Consider the following 19,876-nt stretch of genomic DNA (forward strand, 5'->3'; position numbering starts at 1 on the left):
CCGCTGGTGAAAGTAAGTGACGATTGGCTCCTTAGGGGCGGTAAAGTAGTGAAGCGTGGTAGACCTATCTCTGGCAAGCGTGCACCTTCACCTGATTTCCATGCACACCTCTCCTTTGGCACAGCCGGGCACGGGGGACGCTGGGGGCATGAATGTCTACATCGACCGTTCTTTGCGCGCTTTGCTGAAACGCTATCCGCAGCTATCAGTAGAGGTCTTTACCCTGGATACGGCCTGCAACGGTGCGCGCACAACGGAGCGGATTTCTGACCGGGCGATTGTTCACTCGCTGTATCTACCCGAAGCTGCCTGTGCTTCGAAAGAGAATTTACCGAAATTTGTTCCTGCTTTTGCTCAGGCGATTCGGGAGAGTGCTGTGCGGCAACCCGATATCATCCACGCCCACTACTGGCTGTCGGGGCTAGCGGCACTGGAATACGCCCCGGATCTTCCCTTGGTGCAGACCATGCATACCACAGCTGCGGCAAAAAACACCCGGCTGGCTCCCGGCGAGAAACCTGAGCCGCAGATACGCCTGGAGGGTGAGCAGCGCCTGATTGATACCGTATCTGCCGTGGTCGTGAATACACGTTTTGAAGCTCAGCAAATACGCGACCTCTACGCGGCTGATCCCGGGCGGCTGAAGGTTATCACACCGGGTGTTGAAACCGGTATCTTTACACCCCGGGCAGGTGAGACAGCCACCAACGCCGGTTCTGCCACCTCAGCTCACCTAGTTTTTGCCGGACGCCCGCAGCCGCTGAAAGGCCCCCACCTTCTCATTGAGGCGCTCGCCTTACTCCCTCAGGACTTAGAGGTGACCCTCGATATCATCGGGCAGTCCCACACTAACTACGAGGATCAGCTTCTCGAACGGTCACAGCAGCTGGGCCTCACGCATCGAGTCAGGCTCCTCCCCTCCCAAAAGCCTCGGGAACTTGCCGCGTCCTTCAGAGCCGCTGATATCGTTGCCTGCCCATCCTCCTCAGAAACCTTTGGTCTGGTAGCTCTAGAAGCTCAGGCCTGCGGTACGCCCGTGCTGGCGACCAAAGCAGACGGCCTGCTGACCGCTGTGCAAGACGGTGTGACCGGTCATTTGGTCGAGCCTCGCACCCCGGAGGCTTGGGCTTCAGCCATCAAAAAGCTGGTGAAATCACCGGAAGAACGCCGGCGCCTGGGCGCAGCCGGCTCCGCACGCGCAGCTCACCTGCGCTGGGATGACACCGCCGACCGTCTCTTTGAGCTCTACAGCCAGCTACTTCACAGCACCTACAGTATTTAGAACCTATAGATCACGCTAAGGAACACCCATGTCTTTTTCTATGACCCGCCATGAATTCATTGACTACCTCAACGCCTCCAAAATCACCGGGCAGGTAGCAACCGCCCGCGAGAATAATATCGCCCATATGCACGGCTTTGTGGAGGGTAACGAGCACCTTGAGTTCGGGGTGAAACTCACCCGCGATTGGAGCTACGAAGAAATCTTTGAGCTCATGGCTCGACGTGTGGGCACTAGCTCAGACGCTACTTTCGTAGAGGGGCAGGACACCATCAGCGCAGAGAAGTGCGTGGACGCTCTGACCGAGTATGCGCGTATTTTCGGCCAGGCTGTAGCAGCTGGCCACAGCATCCTCTTCGCAACCGGTCACCCCGCAGGCCTCCTCCCCATCTACGCTGAGATGGCACGTGCAGCCCGGGCAGCCGGAGCCCGCGTCCTCACCATTGACGAGGGTGATCTATTTTTAGATGGTGATATCCGCCAAATCTTCGATGTGGTCATGTTCGAACAGTACGGCAACCTGCAGCATACCCACTTCTCCGGCCCTATGCAGCTGGCCCTCGCCCAGCTTGAGGCGCGTGAGGACGCCCCCGACCTGGTGGTCGCTGACCACGGGTTAGCAGGGTTCGCAGCATCAGCTGGCTACCCCACCATCGGCATTGCTGACTGCAATGACCCCGGGCTCTTTGTCTCAGCAGAACAGGGGCAGATTCTGGTGGCTGTTCCTATGGACGATAATGTAACCCCTCATCTTTACCGACCGGTTATCGATTTTATTCTGAGTGAAGCAGGCCTTTACCCCGCCATCTAGAGGTTTCATGGCCCTAGCTAGTGTGCAAAGAGCCACCTTTATGAGGCACCCCTTATTCTGCGATTGGCAGTAGGATTGACTGGATAATTAATCTACGTGCCGCAGAACAGTTTTCGCACCCTGTCTGAGGTACATTCATCACTCACACTGGGGGGAACACACCACGTGAATCAAGACATCATTGAAGAGCGTTGGAGGGAGACTCGCAATCGCCGCCCATGGCACCCAAAGATTAAGGCGGCTCTCTACATTGTTGATGCACTCACCATCACTATCGCTTTCGCGCTAGCACACCTGGCTAGCTTCGGCTTTGAAAACTCAGAGGTCATAGGCCCTACTGAGCTGCCCATGGGTTATATCGGCACCGGCATTATTTTCGGTGTGCTGTGGTTCACGGCTCTTTCTATTTCGGGGTCCCGTAATATCCGTTACCTGGGTCAGGGCAATGATGAGTACCGCCTGGTCATCAAGGCGACCTCGTATTTTTTCTGCCTCATTGCGATTTTCTCTTACCTCACCAAGATTGAGTTTGCCCGAGGCTACGTTGTTTTGGCCTACCCCATCGGCATTCTTCTCTTGCTCAGCGCACGGTGGTCTGTACGCCGCTATTTGGTGAGCTGGAGAAACCGCGGCCGAGCTCTATCCCGTGTGCTGATTATCGGTGACTATGATTCCGGTAATCACCTTTACAAGACTCTGATAAAAGGCCGCACTTCAGGCCTTTCACCTGTAGCAGCCTACTTACCTAGTTCACCTGAAGGCACCACGCTGGGAGACGGAGAAATCCCCACCCTGGGTTACTCACCCAACGCAGCTGACATCATTGAGGTGGTGCGCGATAACAATATTCACGCGGTGGCAGTTTCTAACGGCCACGGTCTCAACCCTCAAGAACTGCGCCGGTTAGGGTGGGTTCTGGCAGCAGCTCACGTGGCCCTTATTTTGGCACCGGCACTGACCGATATCGCCGGTCCTCGCATTCACACTCAGCCTCTGGGCGGTCTCCCCCTTATTCACGTGCATACTCCGCGTATTGAGGGGTTCAAGGCCCTTCTAAAACGCTCCCTCGACCTCGTAGTTTCCACCTTGGGGCTTATCATCCTGTCCCCCCTCCTACTGGTTGTTGCTCTGATGGTTAAGAAGGACGGCGGCCCCATCTTCTTCTTACAGGAGAGGGTTGGCTACCGCGGCACTTCCTTCCCCATGATTAAGTTCCGCTCTATGGTAACTAACGCTGAGGAGCTCAAAAAAGAGCTCATAGCGCAGAACGAGGGCAACGGGGTTCTTTTCAAAATGACCGATGACCCCCGCATTACCACAATCGGTAAGTTCATCCGCAAGTACTCGATCGATGAATTGCCCCAGCTCTGGAATGTCTTCCTCGGTGATATGTCCCTGGTAGGGCCCCGACCCCCGTTGCCATCAGAGGTTGCCCGATACGAGGAGGACGCCTACCGCCGTCTGCTCGTCAAGCCCGGCGTTACCGGTCTTTGGCAGGTATCAGGCCGTTCCAACCTGTCCTGGGAAGAGTCCATTCGCCTGGACCTCTACTATGTTGAGAACTGGTCAGTGATTGGCGATTTAGTGATCCTTTTCCGCACTGTACGCGCAGTTTTCGCTAAGGATGGGGCCTACTAAGCCCTAAAAGCATCAAATCCACCCGGCTGACAGCCGGGTGGATTTTTTTACGATACCTACACGCTCAGTAGTTGCGCCAGGGCAGCGGGTAACCGTTGGGCTACCTCGGTCGGTGGTAGAGGGCCGCGGGTACCGGGTGTATGCACCAAGTCAGAGGCAAGGCCGTGTACCGTCACGGCAGCAGCCGCCAGCTGAGCGTAGACTAAGGGAGCGCTGGGTTGGGTGTGGTGTGCCTGGTGTTGCGCTAATAGAGCACCCATCACACCGGTGAGGGTATCTCCGCTACCTGCCGTGGCCAACCAGGGGCTGTTACCTTCGACCGTCAGCACCATCTTCCCATCACTAGTTGCTATATGCGTCACTCCACCCTTGAGCAGAACCGTGGCGCCGCTCAAATAGGCTGCCTGGCTAGCCCAGAAGACAGGATCTGCTTCTATTTCAGCGCGTTCAGGGGCAGCTCCATCAAACAGGTTCGGCGCAAGCGCCAAGAGCCACGTGAAGAAATCTGCAAGTTCACCAGCATGCGGAGTAAGAATGTGCTGCTGCATCAACATCCGACCGCCCGCTACCAGCTGGGCAGCAAGAGCTACCGCGCCAGCATCCACCACCGCTGCGGTCTCGGTGCTCAGCACGGCCCCGATGTGTTCAAGACGTGAGCCCTGACTGACACCACTTCCCAGTGCCCAGGCATTAACGCGCAATTTTAACGGGTCACCAGTAGAGCAAACTGCTTCAGGAACCGACAGATTCATAAGAAAGTTGAGCTGACTGCTGCCAACAAACCGCACCATACCGACCCCGGTGTTGACAGCCGCCCGCACGCTCATGAGCGCCGCCCCGGGGTAGTCCTCACTACCGGTCAGAACTCCCAGCACTCCACGAGTGTACTTATGGGACTTTTCGCTGGGTGCGTTCAGCAGAGCGGGTAACTGGCCAGCATCGAATGCTCTTACGGTGGGGCTGATTTCAAGGCTCATCGGTCAGTCTCCTTAGGGTGAGCAGATAGCAGACCGCGGCCGGCTGGGTCTAATCTCATGAGGGTGAGTAATTCATCGTCGGTCAGGTGTTCTGCCACGACAGATGCGATAGCTACCGGTTCATCGTGGGTGAGAGTAAGATGCCAGCGGTTAATACCCAGATCTGCTGCCCGCTGAGCTACCGTACCCGTAGCTACCAGGTGGGGAGCTCCGTCCGGGTCATTTTCAATCCAGCAGTGCTGCCAGACCAGGCCAGCAGGTGCTCGAAGGGCTTTGGCGGCTGCCTCTTTAGCGGCAAAACGTGCGGCCAAGGAACGCAAGAGTTTATCCCGTTCATGTTCGACAAATACACGGTCGATGAAGCCCGGGGTGCGCTCAATGATCTCTGCGAATCTGTTGATGTTGACCACATCAACGCCGGTACCAATAATCATGCGGTGACCCTTCTAACCGTCTCTTCTTATCCCCCTAGTTTAGCGAACTGGCTACATCAAGAAGGTAGGGGCATGGCAAAGGCGCCCCTACCAGAGGTAGGGGCGCCCAAATAAGCATTCCTTAGACCGTTTGATTACTCAACAGTCACAGACTTCGCCAGGTTACGGGGCTGGTCAACGTCGTAGCCCTTCGCGTGCGCTACTGCGCATGAGAAGATTTGCAGGGGCACGGTAGCTAGCAGGGGCTGCAGCAGTGACGGTGAGGCGGGAATGCGGATGATGTGATCTGCATGCTCCTCAACGGCAGTGTCGCCCTCTTCAGCGATAACGATGGTGACAGCACCGCGAGCACGCACTTCCTGGATGTTGGAAACAACTTTGGCGTGCAGGGAGTCGCGACCGTTGGGTGAAGGTACGATGACGAAGATGGGCTGGCCCTCTTCAACCAGTGCGATGGGGCCGTGCTTGAGCTCACCAGCGGCAAAGCCCTCTGCGTGCAGGTAGGCGATTTCTTTGAGCTTAAGAGCGCCCTCAAGAGCTACGGGGAAGCCTACGTGGCGGCCCAGGAAGAGCACAGACTTAGCGTCCTTCATGGAGGTGCCAAGATCCTTGACCTGCTGCTCACCGTCGATAACTGCCTGAATCTTTTCGGGCATCTGCTGCAGTTCTTGGAGAATGCCGCGTACTTCGTCCTTGTACATGTTGCCGCGCAGCTGTGCCAGGTAGAGACCCAGCAGGTAGGCAGCAGCAATCTGTGAGAGGAAGGCCTTGGTGGAGGCAACGGCAATTTCGGGGCCTGCGTGGGTGTAGAGAGCTGCGTCAGCTTCACGGGGCAGGGTTGAACCGTTGGTGTTACAGATGGAGACAACCTTAGCGCCCTGCTCCTGCGCGTGACGCACAGCCATGAGGGTGTCCATGGTTTCGCCGGACTGTGACAAAGCCACAACTAGGGTCTTTTCATCCACGATGGGGTCGCGGTAGCGGAACTCGTGGGCCAGCTCGACCTCGGTGGGGATGCGGCACCAGTGCTCGATAGCGTAGCGGGCCACGTGGCCTGCGTAAGCTGCGGTGCCACAGGCAACCACGATGATTTTATTAATGGAGCGCAGGACGCTGTCATCGATCTTCAGCTCATCGAGGGTCAGGTTACCCTTTTCGTCCAGACGGCCTAGCAGGGTGTCACGCACAGCTGCGGGCTGCTCGTGGATTTCTTTCTCCATGAAGGAGTCGAAGCCGCCCTTTTCAACAGCTGCGGTGTCCCATTCGATGGTGAATTCTTTGCCGTGGGCGGGGAAGCCTTCAAAATCAATGATGGAGTAGTCGGTACCGGTGATGGTAACGATTTGGTCCTGGCCCATTTCGACTGCTTTTTTGGTGTAGTCGATGAAACCTGAGACGTCTGAGCCCAGGAAGTTCTCATTTTCGCCCAGACCGATAACCAGCGGTGAGTTGCGGCGGGTAGCTACAACGCGGTCGGGGTGGTCGGTGTGAATTGCCAGGATGGTGAAAGCACCTTCAAGGCGGTTTGAGGCCAGGCGGATTGCTTCGGTGAGGTCCTTTGATTCCAGCTTGTTGTAGATGCTGGCAATCAGGTTAGCTGCGATTTCGGTATCGGTCTGCGAGAGGAAGGTGACGCCCTCTTCCAGCAGTTCGGCGCGAAGCTCAGCGAAGTTTTCGATAATACCGTTGTGCACAACTGCTAGGCGGTCGTTATCTACAACCTGAGGGTGAGCATTGTTATCGGTGGGGCCGCCGTGGGTTGCCCAACGGGTATGACCGATGCCGATAGTTGATTCGGTCATGGGGTTAGCTGCAACTTCAGCTTCCAGGTTGACCAGTTTGCCCGACTTCTTACGGAACTCAATTCCTTCATCACCAATGACGGCAACACCGGCTGAGTCATAGCCGCGGTATTCCTGGCGGCGCAAACCTTCGAGGACCACATCATAAGCGGAGTGGTCAAATTTCTTACCGTCTGCGACCTGGCCGAGACTTACATATCCTACGATTCCACACATAAAGCTCATACTACCGTGCATGTTTCATTTGGGAACAGATTATGCGAATGACGAGTGCGACACATTGATTTCTAGGGGTGGACAGGCCTGTCGAACGACTATTTGTCCCCTAAATTGAGCGTCATAATCGGTTTCTTAGGGAAGAGGTTTTCAGCTGACGTTCAGAGGGTTTTAGACTTGGCTAAATGAGCACCTCCGCACTTGCTTCAAAGCACTCCCCTTTTACAGAGCTTGACCGGGATACCTGGTCGCGGCTTGCCAGCGAAATATCAGTACCGCTCACTGAAGATGAGCTGACACAGTTGCGCGGTCTGGGTGAGCGCATTGACCTTGAAGAAGTTTCTCAGGTCTACCTGCCCATTTCGAGGTTGCTGAATCTCTATGTGAATGCTGCTGCTGGCGTCAACGATATGACGAACGACTTTTTGGGGACATCAGAGCGTAAGGTTCCCTTTATTATCGGCGTGGCGGGTTCCGTGGCGGTGGGCAAGTCCACCACAGCCAGGGTATTGCAGGACCTTCTGCGGCGTTGGCCTTCTACCCCTAACGTCCAGCTCATCACCACAGACGGATTTCTCTACCCCAACGCTGAGCTAGAACGACGGGGGCTCATGGGCCGCAAAGGCTTCCCCGAGTCGTATAACCGACGCGCGCTCCTACGTTTTGTCGCAGACGTGAAGTCCGGGGCCCCTGTGGTGACCGCTCCCAAATACTCTCACCTCTACTACGACATCCTCCCGGAGGAGAGCATCGCGGTAACAGCACCTGATGTCCTCATTGTCGAGGGCCTCAATGTTCTTGCCCCCGCTAAACTGAGCGAAAACAGCTCATCAGCGCTGAGTCTGGCTGATTTCTTTGATTTTTCTATCTATGTGGACGCCAAGACCGACGATATAGAGCGGTGGTATGTAGAGCGCTTTCTCAAGCTGCAGCAATCAGCCTTTACCAACCCAGATTCATATTTCCGGCGCTATGCTGATCTCTCTGAAGATGCTGCTATAGAACTGGCCACCAGCATCTGGAAGTCCATTAACGAACCGAACCTCCGCCAGAATGTGCTCCCCACCCGGGGACGCGCCAAACTGATTTTGAGCAAGTCTCACGACCACAAGGTTCGCCGTGTCTTGCTCAGGAAGAACTAAAATAATGGGTTTACCCATCAGAAAAGCAAGCATCTACCCCCTGGTGGGCGCGCTAGTCTTGCTCTGTGGCTGTACTGTTCACGGCAGTTCTCCAACGCCTGCTACAACCTCTTCAGCAGCCAATACTCCTGGCGCTAGCACCCCTGCACAAGAAACGCCTACCGCAGAGGCAACTGCTACTGCAGAGACCGAATCAACCCCCAGCAAAGCCGCGTCGTCATCGCCTAGCACCTCGCGTTCACCAGATTTCACCTCGCCCGACTCTCTGACGGTGCTGGTGAACAAGATGCACCCGCTCTCTCCCGAAACCTACGCCCCGATTGATCTCGTTCCCTTCGGTGGGGTATACCTTCGCCAAGAGGCGGCTCAAGCTGCCGAGGAAATGTTTGCTGCCGCCTCAGTTGAGGGAGTAGGTATCACAGCCTTGAGTGGTTACAGGTCCTACGAGACCCAGGTCGGCACCTATAACTCATGGGTGGCTACCTACGGACAGGAGCAGGCCGATGTAGCTTCTGCGCGTCCCGGTTATTCAGAGCACCAGACCGGCCTAGCCCTTGATATCGGCACCGGAGGCGCCTGCGATATACAGGTCTGCTTCAAAGATACCGATGCCGCCCGCTGGGCAGCCGCCCATGCCCATGAGTATGGCTTTGTGCTGCGCTATCCCTGGTGGCAGCACAAAACTACGGGCTACTGGTACGAATCCTGGCATTTTCGCTACGTAGGACGCGCAGAAGCAGCGGCATTCCACAGCTCAGGCGCCCCTACACTGGAGGATTTTTGGGGTTTTGCTCTTTCATCGTCTGAGTAAACTCACTGTATGCAGTATTAGAGCAAGACAACAAGGCGCTGCGCTCAGGTAGTGGCTTGCCTTTTTCATTGGTTGATGAAATCTAGCAACAGAAATTTGAACACTGTTCAAAAATCGTCTATTGATAGATGTATGACAGATTTTAAAGCTCTTGCAGAGCGCATCCTTCAGAGCAAGCCGATCAGCCGCAAAGAGGCGCTGACCGCGCTGACAGCCCCCGACGCCCAGACCTTTACCCTGGTAGAAGCCGCATCCTTACTTCGCCGCCACCATTTCTCCAACACGGTTAAAGTCAACTACCTCATCAACCTCAAATCAGGGCTGTGCCCAGAGGACTGCACCTACTGCTCCCAACGCCTGGGGTCTGAGGCTGATGTTCTCAAGTACTCCTGGGTTTCGCATCAAGAAGCACTCACACAAGCAAAGTTCGGCATTGCCGGCGGAGCGTCTCGAGTGTGCATGGTTGCTTCAGGCAAGGGGCCCAGCAATCGGGACGTTGAACGCGTGTCTGGAATGATAAAGCAGCTCAAGGACCAGCACCCGCAGGTAGAAGTTTGTGCTTGTCTAGGGATCCTGAAAGATGGGCAGGCCCAACGCCTTAAAGAAGCTGGCGCTGATGCTTACAATCACAATCTCAACACCAGCGAAGACCACTACACCGACGTTTGCTCCACACACACCTACCAAGAACGCATTAGCACAATCCACCAAGCTCAGCAGGCGGGCTTATCAGCTTGCTCCGGGCTCATTGTGGGGATGGGGCAGACAGACGAACAGCTCATTGATGCAATTTTTGCTCTGAAAGATTTGGATGGAGACTCCATTCCCGTCAATTTTCTGATGCCTTTTGAAGGAACACCGCTTGCTGGCACGTGGGAGCTCACCCCACTGAAATGTCTGCGAATTTTGGCGACAGTGCGCCTGGTGGCGCCCGACCGAGAGATCCGTATGGCGGGCGGACGTGAGATGCACCTGCGGTCCCTGCAGTCGGTGGCGCTGCAGATAGCCAACTCCCTTTTCCTCGGCGATTATCTCACGTCCGAAGGTCAAGCAGCCCTAGATGACCTGGATATGATTCGAGATAGTGGGTTTGAGATAGTGGGGGCTGAGGGCAGAGACCTTTTGGCTGAGCATCAGAGATTGGCGAAAGATAGGGGCGATGAAAGCAACCTTGCTAGCGTAGACGAAAGCTCACGGTGTGGACTTCCAGTGGTATCTGATAACTTGCAGGGGTGCGGCGGTTGCTCATCGATGGATGCACGCCGTCCAACGGAGAATTCTCATCTTCCAGAATCCGGGGTTGAGTTCCGGCCGGTTCTACGCAGACGGGGCACGGGGACACCATCACGCCCCAATGCCTAAGAGCGGTCTTTGCTGGCAGTGCTCCGACGCGCATCATGCCTCTCGTGAGTGACTATGCCCCAAAACGCACCTGGCAAGGAAAAACATACAGTTAATGAATATATCGAGGGGCGTACATCACTTTGTGAGGAAGCCCACTGGTTTCCGCAGAAATTTTTACCTGCTTTTAGTTTCTTACTGGTTTGACCCAAGCTATTCTTGAAATCATGCTTACTGGATTTAAAGATTTTATTACCCGCGGTAACGTCATCGACCTCGCAGTCGGTCTGATCATTGGTACCGCTTTCACCGCCGTTGTCACCGCTCTCGTAGAGTCAGTGATGATGCCCGCAATTGCCCTCGTTACCGGTGGCGATGTTTCATTCGACCAATGGCTCGCATTTGGCGATGTCAAGATCGGCGTCTTCTTAACCGCTGTTGTTAACTTCTTGATCGTTGCAGCTGCACTCTACTTCTGCATCGTTATGCCCATCAACAAGTTCAACGAAAAGCGCGCTGCAAAGCTGGAACTCGAAGAGGAAGAGGAAGATCCCCAGGTCGCTCTGCTCAAGGAAATCCGCGACGCAATCGCTGCCAAGTAAAGACTTTCAGTAAATCTAACTGAGCTGTGCCCCGTTCCTTTTCGGAACGGGGCACCTTTGCTTTAAGAACCCAGTAGCTCTGAGTTAGAAGCAACGGAGGGGCTCATCAGGCATTAAAAGCGCAGGTGGACGGAGTGTATGGCATGCCACCCCCTCTCCTGGTTCGTTTCTTTCACCAGAAGATGAACACCCAGCCTCGTAGGCTAAAGCCTCATACCGGTGGGGATAAAAGAGGTGCCCCGCTTCCCGTGAGGGAGGCGGGGCACCTCTTCTTGGTGCGTTTAAAGAGCTAAGCCCCTATGCGTTTCTCTTAGGCTACACGATCCGCGATAACCTCGCGGACGCCATCGTAGAGCGGGTGCTTAGCTTCCAGGCCGGTGAGCTGGGCGGTTACGGTGTCCAGGTCGGACTCCCCTGCCTTGAGCTCAGCCAGGGTCTGCTGCAGACTAACTGCTTCAGGATCCGCAGCTACATCAAATTCCAGCAGGGCCGCTACGGTTGCCAGAAGGGCGTCCGTGGGGCGTCCTAGTTCAGCCAAATCAGCTGCCGGGCCAATGAAGCGTTCATTGCGTGAAATCTTACGCAAGGGAGAACGTCCAACCCGGTCAGTGGTGTCAGGCAAATCCTTATTGGCAAAGCGGCTCAGGATTTTTTCAATGTAGGCCTGCTGCACCTCGGGCTCAAAACCGAACGTGCGAACGATGAGGTCCTTGGTTTCAGCAAGAGTTGCCTCAACCTTGGCGCGGATCTCATCGTTTGCGAGCGCATCAGAGATTTTTGAGATGCCAGCCTGAGCGCCAAAGTAGGCGAGGGTGGCATGCCCGGTGTTGACGGTGAAGAGTTTGCGGGTGATGTAAGGAGCAAGATCCGCAACCCAGGTTGCACCGTTGATAGCGGGAACGTCATCGCCGAACGGGCCGGTTTCAACAGCCCATTCGTAGTAGTTCTCCACGGTGACATCCAACCCCTGTCCGGGAGCCTGGTTAGGTACGATGCGGTCAACGGCGGTGTTGGCGAAGATTGCCTGTTCATCGGCTGCAGCGTAGTGCTTACGCACTTCTTCAGCCAGACCGTCGGTTGCGTTGATAGCGTTTTCACACGCCATGACGGCGACTTTGCCGGGGGTACCCAGTTCAGCACGCTTCTGCAACCCCTGGGCGATATTAACCGCAACGAACTTGAGCACGGTGGGGCCAACGGCAGTGGTGACGACATCAGCAGTAGCGATTTCCTCAGCGAGCGCGTCGGGGTTCTCTGCTGAGTTGATACCGCGGAAGTTGGTGATAGTGATGTCCTTGGGGTCAGCACCTACCTCATGCACGGTGTAGCTTTCCTCGGTGTTGAGTGCGTCAATGAGAGGAGCGGCAACGTCTGAGAAGACCAGCTCGTAGCCGGCTTCATTGAGGATAACGCCAACAAAGCCGCGGCCGATATTACCGGCGCCGAAATGTACAGCTTTTTTCATTAGCTATTAACCTTTCCGAAGATATCCAGGATTTCCTGGGCAGTCTTTGCTTCTTCAAGCTGGGCAACAGATGCTTTGTTGGAGAAGGTCTTAGCGATCTTCTGGAGCAGTTCCAAGTGGGTGCCACCTGCGCCAGCGATGCCAATCACGAAGTTGACGGGCTTACCGTTCCAGTCGATGGGCTCATCTAAGCGAATGAAAGACATCGCCGATGAGTGGATGGCGTCCTTAGCTTCATTGGTGCCGTGGGGGATAGCCAGACCGTTGCCCATGAAGGTAGAGACAGAAGCTTCACGCTCATGCATAGCTGCTACGTATGAAGCATCGACCTTACCGGTAGAGACCAGAAGGTCACCTGCCTGCTCAATTGCCGCTGCGCGGTCAGCGGCGCTGGCGCCCAAGACGATGGTGTCGGCGGTCAGCACCTGTTCACCAGCAGGTGTTTCGGTGGCGGTAGCGGCTACCGCAGCGGGGACAGCTACAGGGGCGGCTTCAGCCGGAGCTGCGGTGGTGCTTTCCTGCTGCTTGCGAATCATCTCAACGATTTCATCGTAACGGGGTGAACCCATGAAGTTATCGACAGCTACGTGGAGCGCGCTGGGGGTGGGGGTGGCAGCACGATCAGCCAGGTCCTGGTGAGAAACGAGCAGGTCGTACTTGTCCTGCAGAGCGTTGATTGCGGAGTTGGTGACGGTGACCTTGTCGCCGTAACCTGCGTCCTTAATCTTGTTACGTAGAACTGAAGCACCCATAGCGGATGAACCCATACCAGCGTCGCAAGCAAAAACGATGCTACGGATTTCCTTGTTGGGATGAGCAGCTGAAGGAGCGAAGGCACCAGCAACTGAGGATTTCTTACCCTTCATGTCCTGCATCTTCTGAGCAGCAGCTTCAATATCGTCTTCACCCTTCTTGGAGAAGCGAAGAATCAGAGTAGCTACCAGGAAGGAGACCAGGGTAGCTGCCAGCACACCGGCGTAAACCTTAAAAAGGTCACCGGGCGCAGAAACAGCGGTGATAGCGATGATTGAGCCGGGAGCAGAAGCTGAGGTCAAACCTACATCGAAGGTCAAGAAGGTAAAGGTACCAGCCATACCGCCAGCAATAGCGGCAGCAATCAGCTGGGGCTTCATCAGAACGTAGGGGAAGTAGATTTCGTGGATACCACCGAAGAAGTGAATCAGGGCTGCACCGGGAGCCGATGCCTTCGCAGCACCGCGGCCGAAGAACATGTAGGCCAGCAGGATACCCAGACCGGGGCCGGGGTTTGCTTCCAGCAGGTAGAGGATGGACTTTCCCATTTCCAGTGACTGCTGAGTGCCGAGAGGAGTAATAATGCCGTGGTTAATGGCGTTGTTCAGGAAGAGAACCTTTGCGGGCTCAATCAGCAGTGCGGTCAGCGGCAACAGACCGGTGTTAACCAGCCACTCCACAGCAGCACCAGCGCCGGCTGAGATAGCCTTCATGACGGGAGTCAGCAAGAACATCGAAGCGATAGCTGCAATACCGGCAAAGATACCGGCAGAGAAGTTATTGACCAGCATTTCAAAGCCGGGCTTAATCTTGCCGTCCCAGATGCCATCAAGTTTCTTCATGCACCATGCAGCCAGGGGGCCCATAATCATAGCGCCCAAGAACATGGGTGAGCCGCCCTCTTCACCGATGAAGATTTCAGCGCTAGTACCCATGATGACACCCATGGTTGCGGTTGCACCTACAACACCACCACGGTGTTCATAGATGAGCTTACCGCCGGTGTAAGCAATCAAGATGGGCAGAAGGTAGGTCACCATGGGGCTAACCATCGTTGCCACGTATTCACTGAAGCCAGTCAGCGAAGGGAAATATTTGGGGACGAGACCGGCAGGGATAAAGAGCGCGGTAATCAGACCCCAAGCAATGAGTGCACCGATATTGGGCATAATCATGCTGGAGAGGAAGGTGCCAAACTTTTGGACGCGCACGCGAACGCTGGCTGGTTTCTTTTCGGACATAAGCCCTTCTTACGTGTATTTTCGCGGGGTGCGAGTGAGATGAATAAATCTACTAAACACTCTATATAGACAAAGAAAAACAATACTTAGAGTGGAATACACCTATTCTACTCCCCGGCACTTCCTTTTATACATGAGCTTTTCTACTGTTTTTTCACACCTGTTAGACAGGTTTAGATAGGTTATACACAAAGCGCTCACCCTCGTAAAGAGGATGAGCGCTGTAATCGATGAATCTATGGGCTAGATAGCTAGTTCCTTGGCAACGACGGCAGCTAGTGATTCAGCAGTTGCATCTGCGATGTCCTGCGTCTGGGCTTCTACCATAACGCGGACCAGCGGCTCGGTACCAGAAGGACGCAGGAGCACACGGCCGGTATCCCCCAGCTCAACTTCAGCATTGCGAATAGCCTGTTGTAGAGTCTCATTGCCCTGTACGCCTGCGCGGTCCACGCCCTTGACGTTGATGAGGCGCTGGGGCGTTGCCTGCATGCGGTTGGCCAGCTCAGATAGTGGCAGGCCGGTGCGTACTAGCTCAGCTGCAATATGCAGACCGGTTAGTACCCCGTCACCGGTTGTGGCGTAGTCGCTCATAATGACGTGACCGGACTGCTCACCACCCAGGTTAAAACCTTTAGCGTTCATAGCTTCCAGCACGTATCGGTCTCCCACCGAAGCACGTTCCAGTTTAATACCGTGTTCCTTGAGGAAGATTTCAAGACCCAGTGAGCTCATGACGGTGGCCACTAGAGTATCGTCCTTGAGTTTTCCGGCGTCCTTCATAGCGAGTGCCAGAATCGACATAATCTGGTCGCCGTCCACCAGGTTGCCCTGTTCGTCAACGGCCAAGCAACGGTCAGCATCACCATCATGGGCGATACCCAGGTCAGCTCCCCACTCAACCACAGCTTCCTGTAACTTCTCGGGGTGGGTGGAACCCACGCCGTCGTTAATATTAGTGCCATCTGGCTCGGCACCAATCACACGAACCTTAGCGCCGAGGGCATGGAAGGCGTCGGGGGAAACACCCGAGGCAGCACCGTGGGCACAGTCAAGAACGACCTTAAGACCGTTAAGACGGCGGTGATCAGGAATGGTTGAGAGCAGGTGGGTGACGTAACGGTCCTCACCGTCAGTCAGGGGCCGGATACGCCCCACAGCACCGTGAGTCGGGAAACGGAAGTCCTTGCTGCTATAGAGCTCTTCAATAGCATCCTCCAGCGCGTCATCGAGCTTCTTGCCTCCCCGAGCAAGAAACTTAATGCCATTATCTTCAGCTGCGTTGTGAGACGCTGAGATCATGACGCCAAAGTCTGCGCCTGTGCTAGCAACTAGGTAGGCAGCCGCAGGTGTAGGCACCAATCCGGCGTCAAGAACATCAACGCCAGAGGAAGCAAAGCCTGCGGTCATTGCCGCACCGATAAACTCACCCGAGATCCGGGAGTCATGCGCGATGACTGCCTTGGGGCGAGTTCCATTTTCAACCGTATTGAACCCAAGGACGATAGACGCGGCTTGCGCCAACTCCATTGCAAGAGCTGGGGTAATCAAATCGTTAGCGAGGCCGCGAACACCGTCGGTTCCGAATAATCTTTGTGACATCACAGATTATTCTACGCGGCTTAACCTAGTTTTCTTCTCTTAGTATGGGAAAACCCTCTGGGTTTTCTGGCACATCATCGTCCAATACGTCCGAACCCGAGCCCACAATCAGTGAGTCTGTGGCACCTACCAGCGCCGTATCCTTGTTGGGATAATCGAATTGGTTGAGCACATGACGCATAGCCTCCAGGCGTGCACGCTTCTTGTCGTTAGACTTTACCACCGTCCAGGGGGCATCCCCGGTATCGGTATAGAAGAACATTGCCTCTTTGGCTGCGGTGTAGTCATCCCATTTATCCAGCGAAGCTATGTCAGTAGGTGATAGCTTCCACTGACGCACAGGATCTGTGCGGCGGGCATTAAAGCGAGCCAGCTGCTCCGCGCGGGTCACGGAAAACCAGAATTTTATGAGCTTGACCCCGGAGTTCACCAGCATGCGCTCTAGCTCAGGCACTTCTCGCATGAACTCGTAGTACTGTTGGGAAGTGCAGTAGCCCATGACGCGCTCAACACCTGCCCGGTTGTACCAGGAACGGTCCATGAGCACGATTTCACCGCCGGAGGGCAGGTGCTGGATGTAGCGCTGGAAGTACCACTGTGTCTGCTCAATATCGGTTGGTTTCTCTAGCGCAACGACGCGGGCGCCACGCGGGTTGAGGTGCTCCATGAAACGCTTGATGGCACCGCCCTTACCAGCAGCATCACGGCCCTCAAAGATAATGAGAATCTTCTGCCCTGTCTCCTTGGCCCACAGCTGCAACTTGAGAAGCTCGATCTGCAGAGCTCGCTTCTCTTTCTCGTATTCCTTGCGCCCCAGTTTTTCGTCGTAGGGGTAGCCTGCTTTCCAGGCATCCGACGTGGATTCAGAGGAGCCGTTGATTTTTTTCCTCAGCGATTCCATCTCATCAAGTTCAGCGCTGTAGTCTTCAACCACAGAAACACGGCGGGTTTCTTTAGCTAAAGCAGCTTTCACAGCCTGCTTTTTGGGGTCTTCAGCTGGTATCTGGACTGCCTGAGCGTCTTTGCTCTCCGTCTCAGCGGGGGCGTCTTTGCCCGGTGCGTTCTTAAGGGTCCTAGCGCGGGTGGTTTTCGAAGATGCCATGGGCACCCTTTCTCTCATCGGTACCTTGCACCATCATTCTATGGTTTACATCACCCTGCCCCCACTATTACGCGTACTTAGACCTTTACCCCTGAGCCTGAGGGTTAACTTTTTAGCCTTAAAACGAGGCAGCGCCCCACCCGTAAGGGGTGGGACGCTGCCTGTAAGCTTGTTGTCGCTGCGTAAGCAACGAAAGTCTTTAGCGCTTTGAGAACTGTGAAGCCTTGCGTGCCTTCTTAAGGCCTGCCTTCTTACGTTCGATGACGCGTGCGTCACGGGTAAGGAAGCCAGCCTTCTTGAGGGCGGGGCGGTTGTTCTCGAGGTCGATCTCGTTCAGTGCACGAGCAACGCCCAGACGCAGTGCGCCTGCCTGACCGGAGGGACCACCACCGGAAATGCGTGCAAATACGTCGTAAGCACCTTCGAGCTCGAGGAGCTTGAAAGGATCGTTAACTTCCTGCTGGTGCAGCTTGTTGGGGAAGTAGTTATCGAGTTCGCGACCATTTACGATCCACTTGCCGGTACCGGGTACCAGGCGAACGCGAGCAACAGCTTCCTTGCGGCGACCTACAGCCTGACCGCCAACGGTCAGTGCGGGGCGGGGAGCCTTCTCAGCTACGGTTTCTGATGATTCTGAAGTGTAGCTAGTCAGCTCTTCTTCGGTGGTGTACTCTTCGTTCTGAGCCACGATGTCTCCTTTAATAGTTCTTTCGTAGGCCCGAATTACTGGGCAACCTGGTTGAATTCGTAGGTCTTGGGCTGCTGAGCTGAGTGGGGGTGCTCAGAACCGGTGTAAACCTTGAGGTTCTTGAGCTGCTGTGCAGCCAGCTTGTTCTTGGGCAGCATGCCCTTAACAGCCTTTTCTACGGCGCGAACGGGGTTGGTTTCCAACAGTTCGGCGTAGTTTACTGACTTCAGACCACCGGGGTAGCCTGAGTGACGGTATGCGCGCTTCTGTTCAAGCTTCGCACCGGTCAGTGCAACCTTTTCTGCGTTGATGATGATGACTGAGTCACCCATATCAACGTGGGGTGCAAAAGTGGGCTTGTGCTTGCCGCGCAGCAGGATTGCGGTCTGGCTTGCAAGACGGCCGAGAACAACGTCGGAGGCATCAATGATGTGCCACTGGCGGTTGTTATCGCCTGACTTCGGAGTGTAAGTGCGCAAAATTTCGCCTTTTCTCGTTTCGGTAGGGCGCTAGTTGGGTGTCGCGCCTATTTGACTCTCTGTGCGTTAGTGGCAGGGTTTGGGTGAGGGCCAAACGCAGCTGCACCACCATTCCTCAGACCTCTTGTTCCCCGTTATGTCCTGCAACTAGACCGAAGAACAGGGTACGAAATGAGGGCGGTGTACGCACAACGTATGAAACTATACAGAAAATCCGGCACTTAATCTAGGTGAAGAAGCCTTAAAACTGCCCTCTTTGAGGTAGCTCACCCTTAATAATGACAAGGGTGTAGTTTTAGAGTTCTCTCTTGTTGCGCGCCCGGTCTGCCTGAGCAGCGTAAGCCGACGCAACGGGGTAGGTGATCTGGTTGAGAGCGAGCCCGCGAGGTGCAGCTAGCCGCACCTGGGAGTCACGCACAGGGTTTTGGATCCGGCTCAAAAGCCAGGGTAGATCTTTGCTTCTCTCCCCCACCATCACCAGGGAGGCGATGAGAGTTCGCACCATATTATGGCAGAAGGCATCCGCTCTAATGGTTGCCTCAATCAGCCCGTCTTCTTGCCGCTCAAAGCTGAGTTCTCGTAGCTCACGGATTGTGGTAGATCCTTCACGGGGCTTGCAGAAGGACAGGAAATCGTGGAGCCCTAGCAGCTCTCGGGCCGCACTGTTCATAAGTTCCAGATCAAGTTCTTTATTAATCTGCCAGGTCAAACCCCGGTAGAGAGGATTGGAGCCATTTTCCTCCTGATTATCTTCAAGGAGGTAGCGGTAGGAGCGCTCTAGGGCAGAGAAGCGGGCGTCAAAACTAGAGGGAACCTCTGCGCAAGCGCTGATAGTAATAGCTTTCTGCAGGAGTCCCTGCAGGCGGGACGGTAAACCCAGCTGTGCTTCAGCGTCAGCTAATGCCCGAGAGAGGGATCCGCGCAATTTGCGGCGCAAAGCTCGGGCCGGTGCGTCTTCACTGCGACCGGGGAGTTTCTCCCAGAGGTCAGTGGGGACATCAAAGTGCACCACCTGGTGCAGGGCGTGCACCCCGGCGTCCGTGCGCCCGGCAACCGTGGTGTAGATGGGCTGACGGAAAATGAGAGCCAGAGCCTCTTCAAGAACACTTTGAACAGTGACCAGACCAGGCTGTTTGGCCCAGCCGGCAAAGGGGGCGCCGTCATAGGCAAAATCGATACGGACCCGCATGGTCGGCTTGAATTCAGCCGGCAAAGACTCCGTTGCTGCGGCTCCCAAGGGATGGTGGTTCACGGTGCTCCTGGTCAGTCGTATTGGTTTCGCACTTACTTTACCGGTTTTGTGCTGTAGGATAACGGGCGGCTGCTGGCTCAGGACTTGAGTGAATCACAGCTGGTGCAGGTTTTCCGAGCTTGCGCGATAACTTGCATCAGTTGTGAGAGGGTCAGCAGGTATCCGTGATCCTGCAGCATATTAAACACAGAAAATGGTGGCCCTCCCCAATTCGGGAAGAGCCACCAGTTAATCGACC

18 protein-coding genes are annotated in these 19,876 nt (G+C 55.3%); 7 read left to right on the forward strand and 11 right to left on the reverse strand.

All coding sequences use genetic code 11. The features are described 5' to 3' along the window. Positions 1–55: 55 nt before the first annotated feature. The 3 genes from M3668_RS02300 (at position 56) to M3668_RS02310 (ending at position 3,731) form a co-directional block, all read left to right on the forward strand. Positions 56–1,282 (forward strand): glycosyltransferase, encoded by a 1,227-nt coding sequence (locus M3668_RS02300; protein WP_251379214.1) that lies wholly within the window; start codon positions 56–58, stop codon positions 1,280–1,282. Positions 1,283–1,310: 28 nt separating this feature from the next. Further along, positions 1,311–2,093: a phosphatase gene (locus M3668_RS02305; RefSeq protein ID WP_251379215.1), complete on the forward strand. Its 783-nt coding sequence runs from the start codon at positions 1,311–1,313 to the stop codon at positions 2,091–2,093. Between the two features lie 165 nt (positions 2,094–2,258). Then, positions 2,259–3,731 (forward strand): sugar transferase, encoded by a 1,473-nt coding sequence (locus M3668_RS02310; protein ID WP_251379216.1) that lies wholly within the window; start codon positions 2,259–2,261, stop codon positions 3,729–3,731. A 56-nt stretch (positions 3,732–3,787) separates the two neighbouring features. On the opposite strand, the gene M3668_RS02315 is transcribed toward M3668_RS02310, so the two are convergent. The 3 genes from M3668_RS02315 to glmS all read right to left on the reverse strand — a co-directional run bounded on the left by M3668_RS02315 (position 3,788) and on the right by glmS (position 7,160). After that, entirely contained in the window at positions 3,788–4,708 is a 921-nt protein-coding gene (locus M3668_RS02315) for an ADP-dependent NAD(P)H-hydrate dehydratase (protein WP_251379217.1), read from the reverse strand. Beyond that, positions 4,705–5,142, reverse strand: coding sequence for a holo-ACP synthase (locus M3668_RS02320; RefSeq protein ID WP_251379218.1), 438 nt, complete (start codon positions 5,140–5,142; stop codon positions 4,705–4,707). Before M3668_RS02320 ends, M3668_RS02315 begins: the two co-directional genes overlap by 4 nt. A gap of 134 nt (positions 5,143–5,276) precedes the next feature. Then, positions 5,277–7,160 carry a glutamine--fructose-6-phosphate transaminase (isomerizing) gene (gene glmS, locus M3668_RS02325; RefSeq protein WP_251379687.1) on the reverse strand — a complete coding sequence of 628 codons (1,884 nt, stop codon included), beginning with the start codon at positions 7,158–7,160 and terminating at the stop codon, positions 5,277–5,279. A 185-nt stretch (positions 7,161–7,345) separates the two neighbouring features. Between glmS and coaA the strand changes: the two genes are divergently transcribed. Then, on the forward strand, positions 7,346–8,302 hold the full coding sequence (gene coaA / locus M3668_RS02330) for a type I pantothenate kinase (RefSeq protein WP_251379219.1): 957 nt from the start codon (positions 7,346–7,348) through the stop codon (positions 8,300–8,302). Between the two features lie 78 nt (positions 8,303–8,380). Here coaA and M3668_RS02335 read toward each other — a convergent pair whose 3' ends face one another. Beyond that, complete coding sequence (locus M3668_RS02335) at positions 8,381–8,554, reverse strand: hypothetical protein (RefSeq protein ID WP_251379220.1); 174 nt, start codon at positions 8,552–8,554, stop codon at positions 8,381–8,383. Positions 8,555–8,588: 34 nt separating this feature from the next. Between M3668_RS02335 and M3668_RS02340 the strand changes: the two genes are divergently transcribed. From M3668_RS02340 to mscL, 3 genes are all read left to right on the forward strand, one after another. Beyond that, on the forward strand, positions 8,589–9,113 hold the full coding sequence (locus tag M3668_RS02340) for a M15 family metallopeptidase (RefSeq protein ID WP_251379688.1): 525 nt from the start codon (positions 8,589–8,591) through the stop codon (positions 9,111–9,113). 132 nt (positions 9,114–9,245) lie between these two features. After that, positions 9,246–10,475 carry a biotin synthase BioB gene (gene bioB, locus M3668_RS02345; RefSeq protein WP_251379221.1) on the forward strand — a complete coding sequence of 410 codons (1,230 nt, stop codon included), beginning with the start codon at positions 9,246–9,248 and terminating at the stop codon, positions 10,473–10,475. Positions 10,476–10,681: 206 nt separating this feature from the next. Further along, complete coding sequence (mscL, locus tag M3668_RS02350) at positions 10,682–11,056, forward strand: large conductance mechanosensitive channel protein MscL (RefSeq protein WP_237202247.1); 375 nt, start codon at positions 10,682–10,684, stop codon at positions 11,054–11,056. Between the two features lie 310 nt (positions 11,057–11,366). Here mscL and M3668_RS02355 read toward each other — a convergent pair whose 3' ends face one another. The 7 genes from M3668_RS02355 to truA form a co-directional block, all read right to left on the reverse strand. Further along, on the reverse strand, positions 11,367–12,521 hold the full coding sequence (locus M3668_RS02355; protein WP_251379222.1) for a mannitol-1-phosphate 5-dehydrogenase: 1,155 nt from the start codon (positions 12,519–12,521) through the stop codon (positions 11,367–11,369). Further along, the gene (locus tag M3668_RS02360; RefSeq protein ID WP_251379223.1) at positions 12,521–14,515 is read right to left on the reverse strand and encodes a PTS mannitol transporter subunit IICBA; all 1,995 of its coding nucleotides are present in this window, start codon (positions 14,513–14,515) and stop codon (positions 12,521–12,523) included. Before M3668_RS02360 ends, M3668_RS02355 begins: the two co-directional genes overlap by 1 nt. A 243-nt stretch (positions 14,516–14,758) precedes the next feature. Next, a complete protein-coding gene (gene glmM, locus M3668_RS02365) occupies positions 14,759–16,117 on the reverse strand; it encodes a phosphoglucosamine mutase (RefSeq protein WP_251379224.1) in 1,359 nt (452 codons plus the stop codon). Positions 16,118–16,142: 25 nt separating this feature from the next. Next, on the reverse strand, positions 16,143–17,219 hold the full coding sequence (gene ppk2 / locus M3668_RS02370; RefSeq protein WP_251379225.1) for a polyphosphate kinase 2: 1,077 nt from the start codon (positions 17,217–17,219) through the stop codon (positions 16,143–16,145). A gap of 199 nt (positions 17,220–17,418) precedes the next feature. Continuing rightward, positions 17,419–17,907: a 30S ribosomal protein S9 gene (gene rpsI / locus M3668_RS02375; RefSeq protein ID WP_251379226.1), complete on the reverse strand. Its 489-nt coding sequence runs from the start codon at positions 17,905–17,907 to the stop codon at positions 17,419–17,421. A 35-nt stretch (positions 17,908–17,942) separates the two neighbouring features. Further along, a complete protein-coding gene (rplM, locus tag M3668_RS02380) occupies positions 17,943–18,386 on the reverse strand; it encodes a 50S ribosomal protein L13 (RefSeq protein WP_237202253.1) in 444 nt (147 codons plus the stop codon). Between the two features lie 295 nt (positions 18,387–18,681). After that, complete coding sequence (truA, locus tag M3668_RS02385; RefSeq protein ID WP_251379227.1) at positions 18,682–19,638, reverse strand: tRNA pseudouridine(38-40) synthase TruA; 957 nt, start codon at positions 19,636–19,638, stop codon at positions 18,682–18,684. Between the last annotated feature and the right edge of the window lie 238 nt (positions 19,639–19,876).

The organism is Rothia sp. P100 (assembly GCF_023712425.1).
GTDB classification, from domain to species: domain Bacteria; phylum Actinomycetota; class Actinomycetes; order Actinomycetales; family Micrococcaceae; genus Rothia; species Rothia endophytica.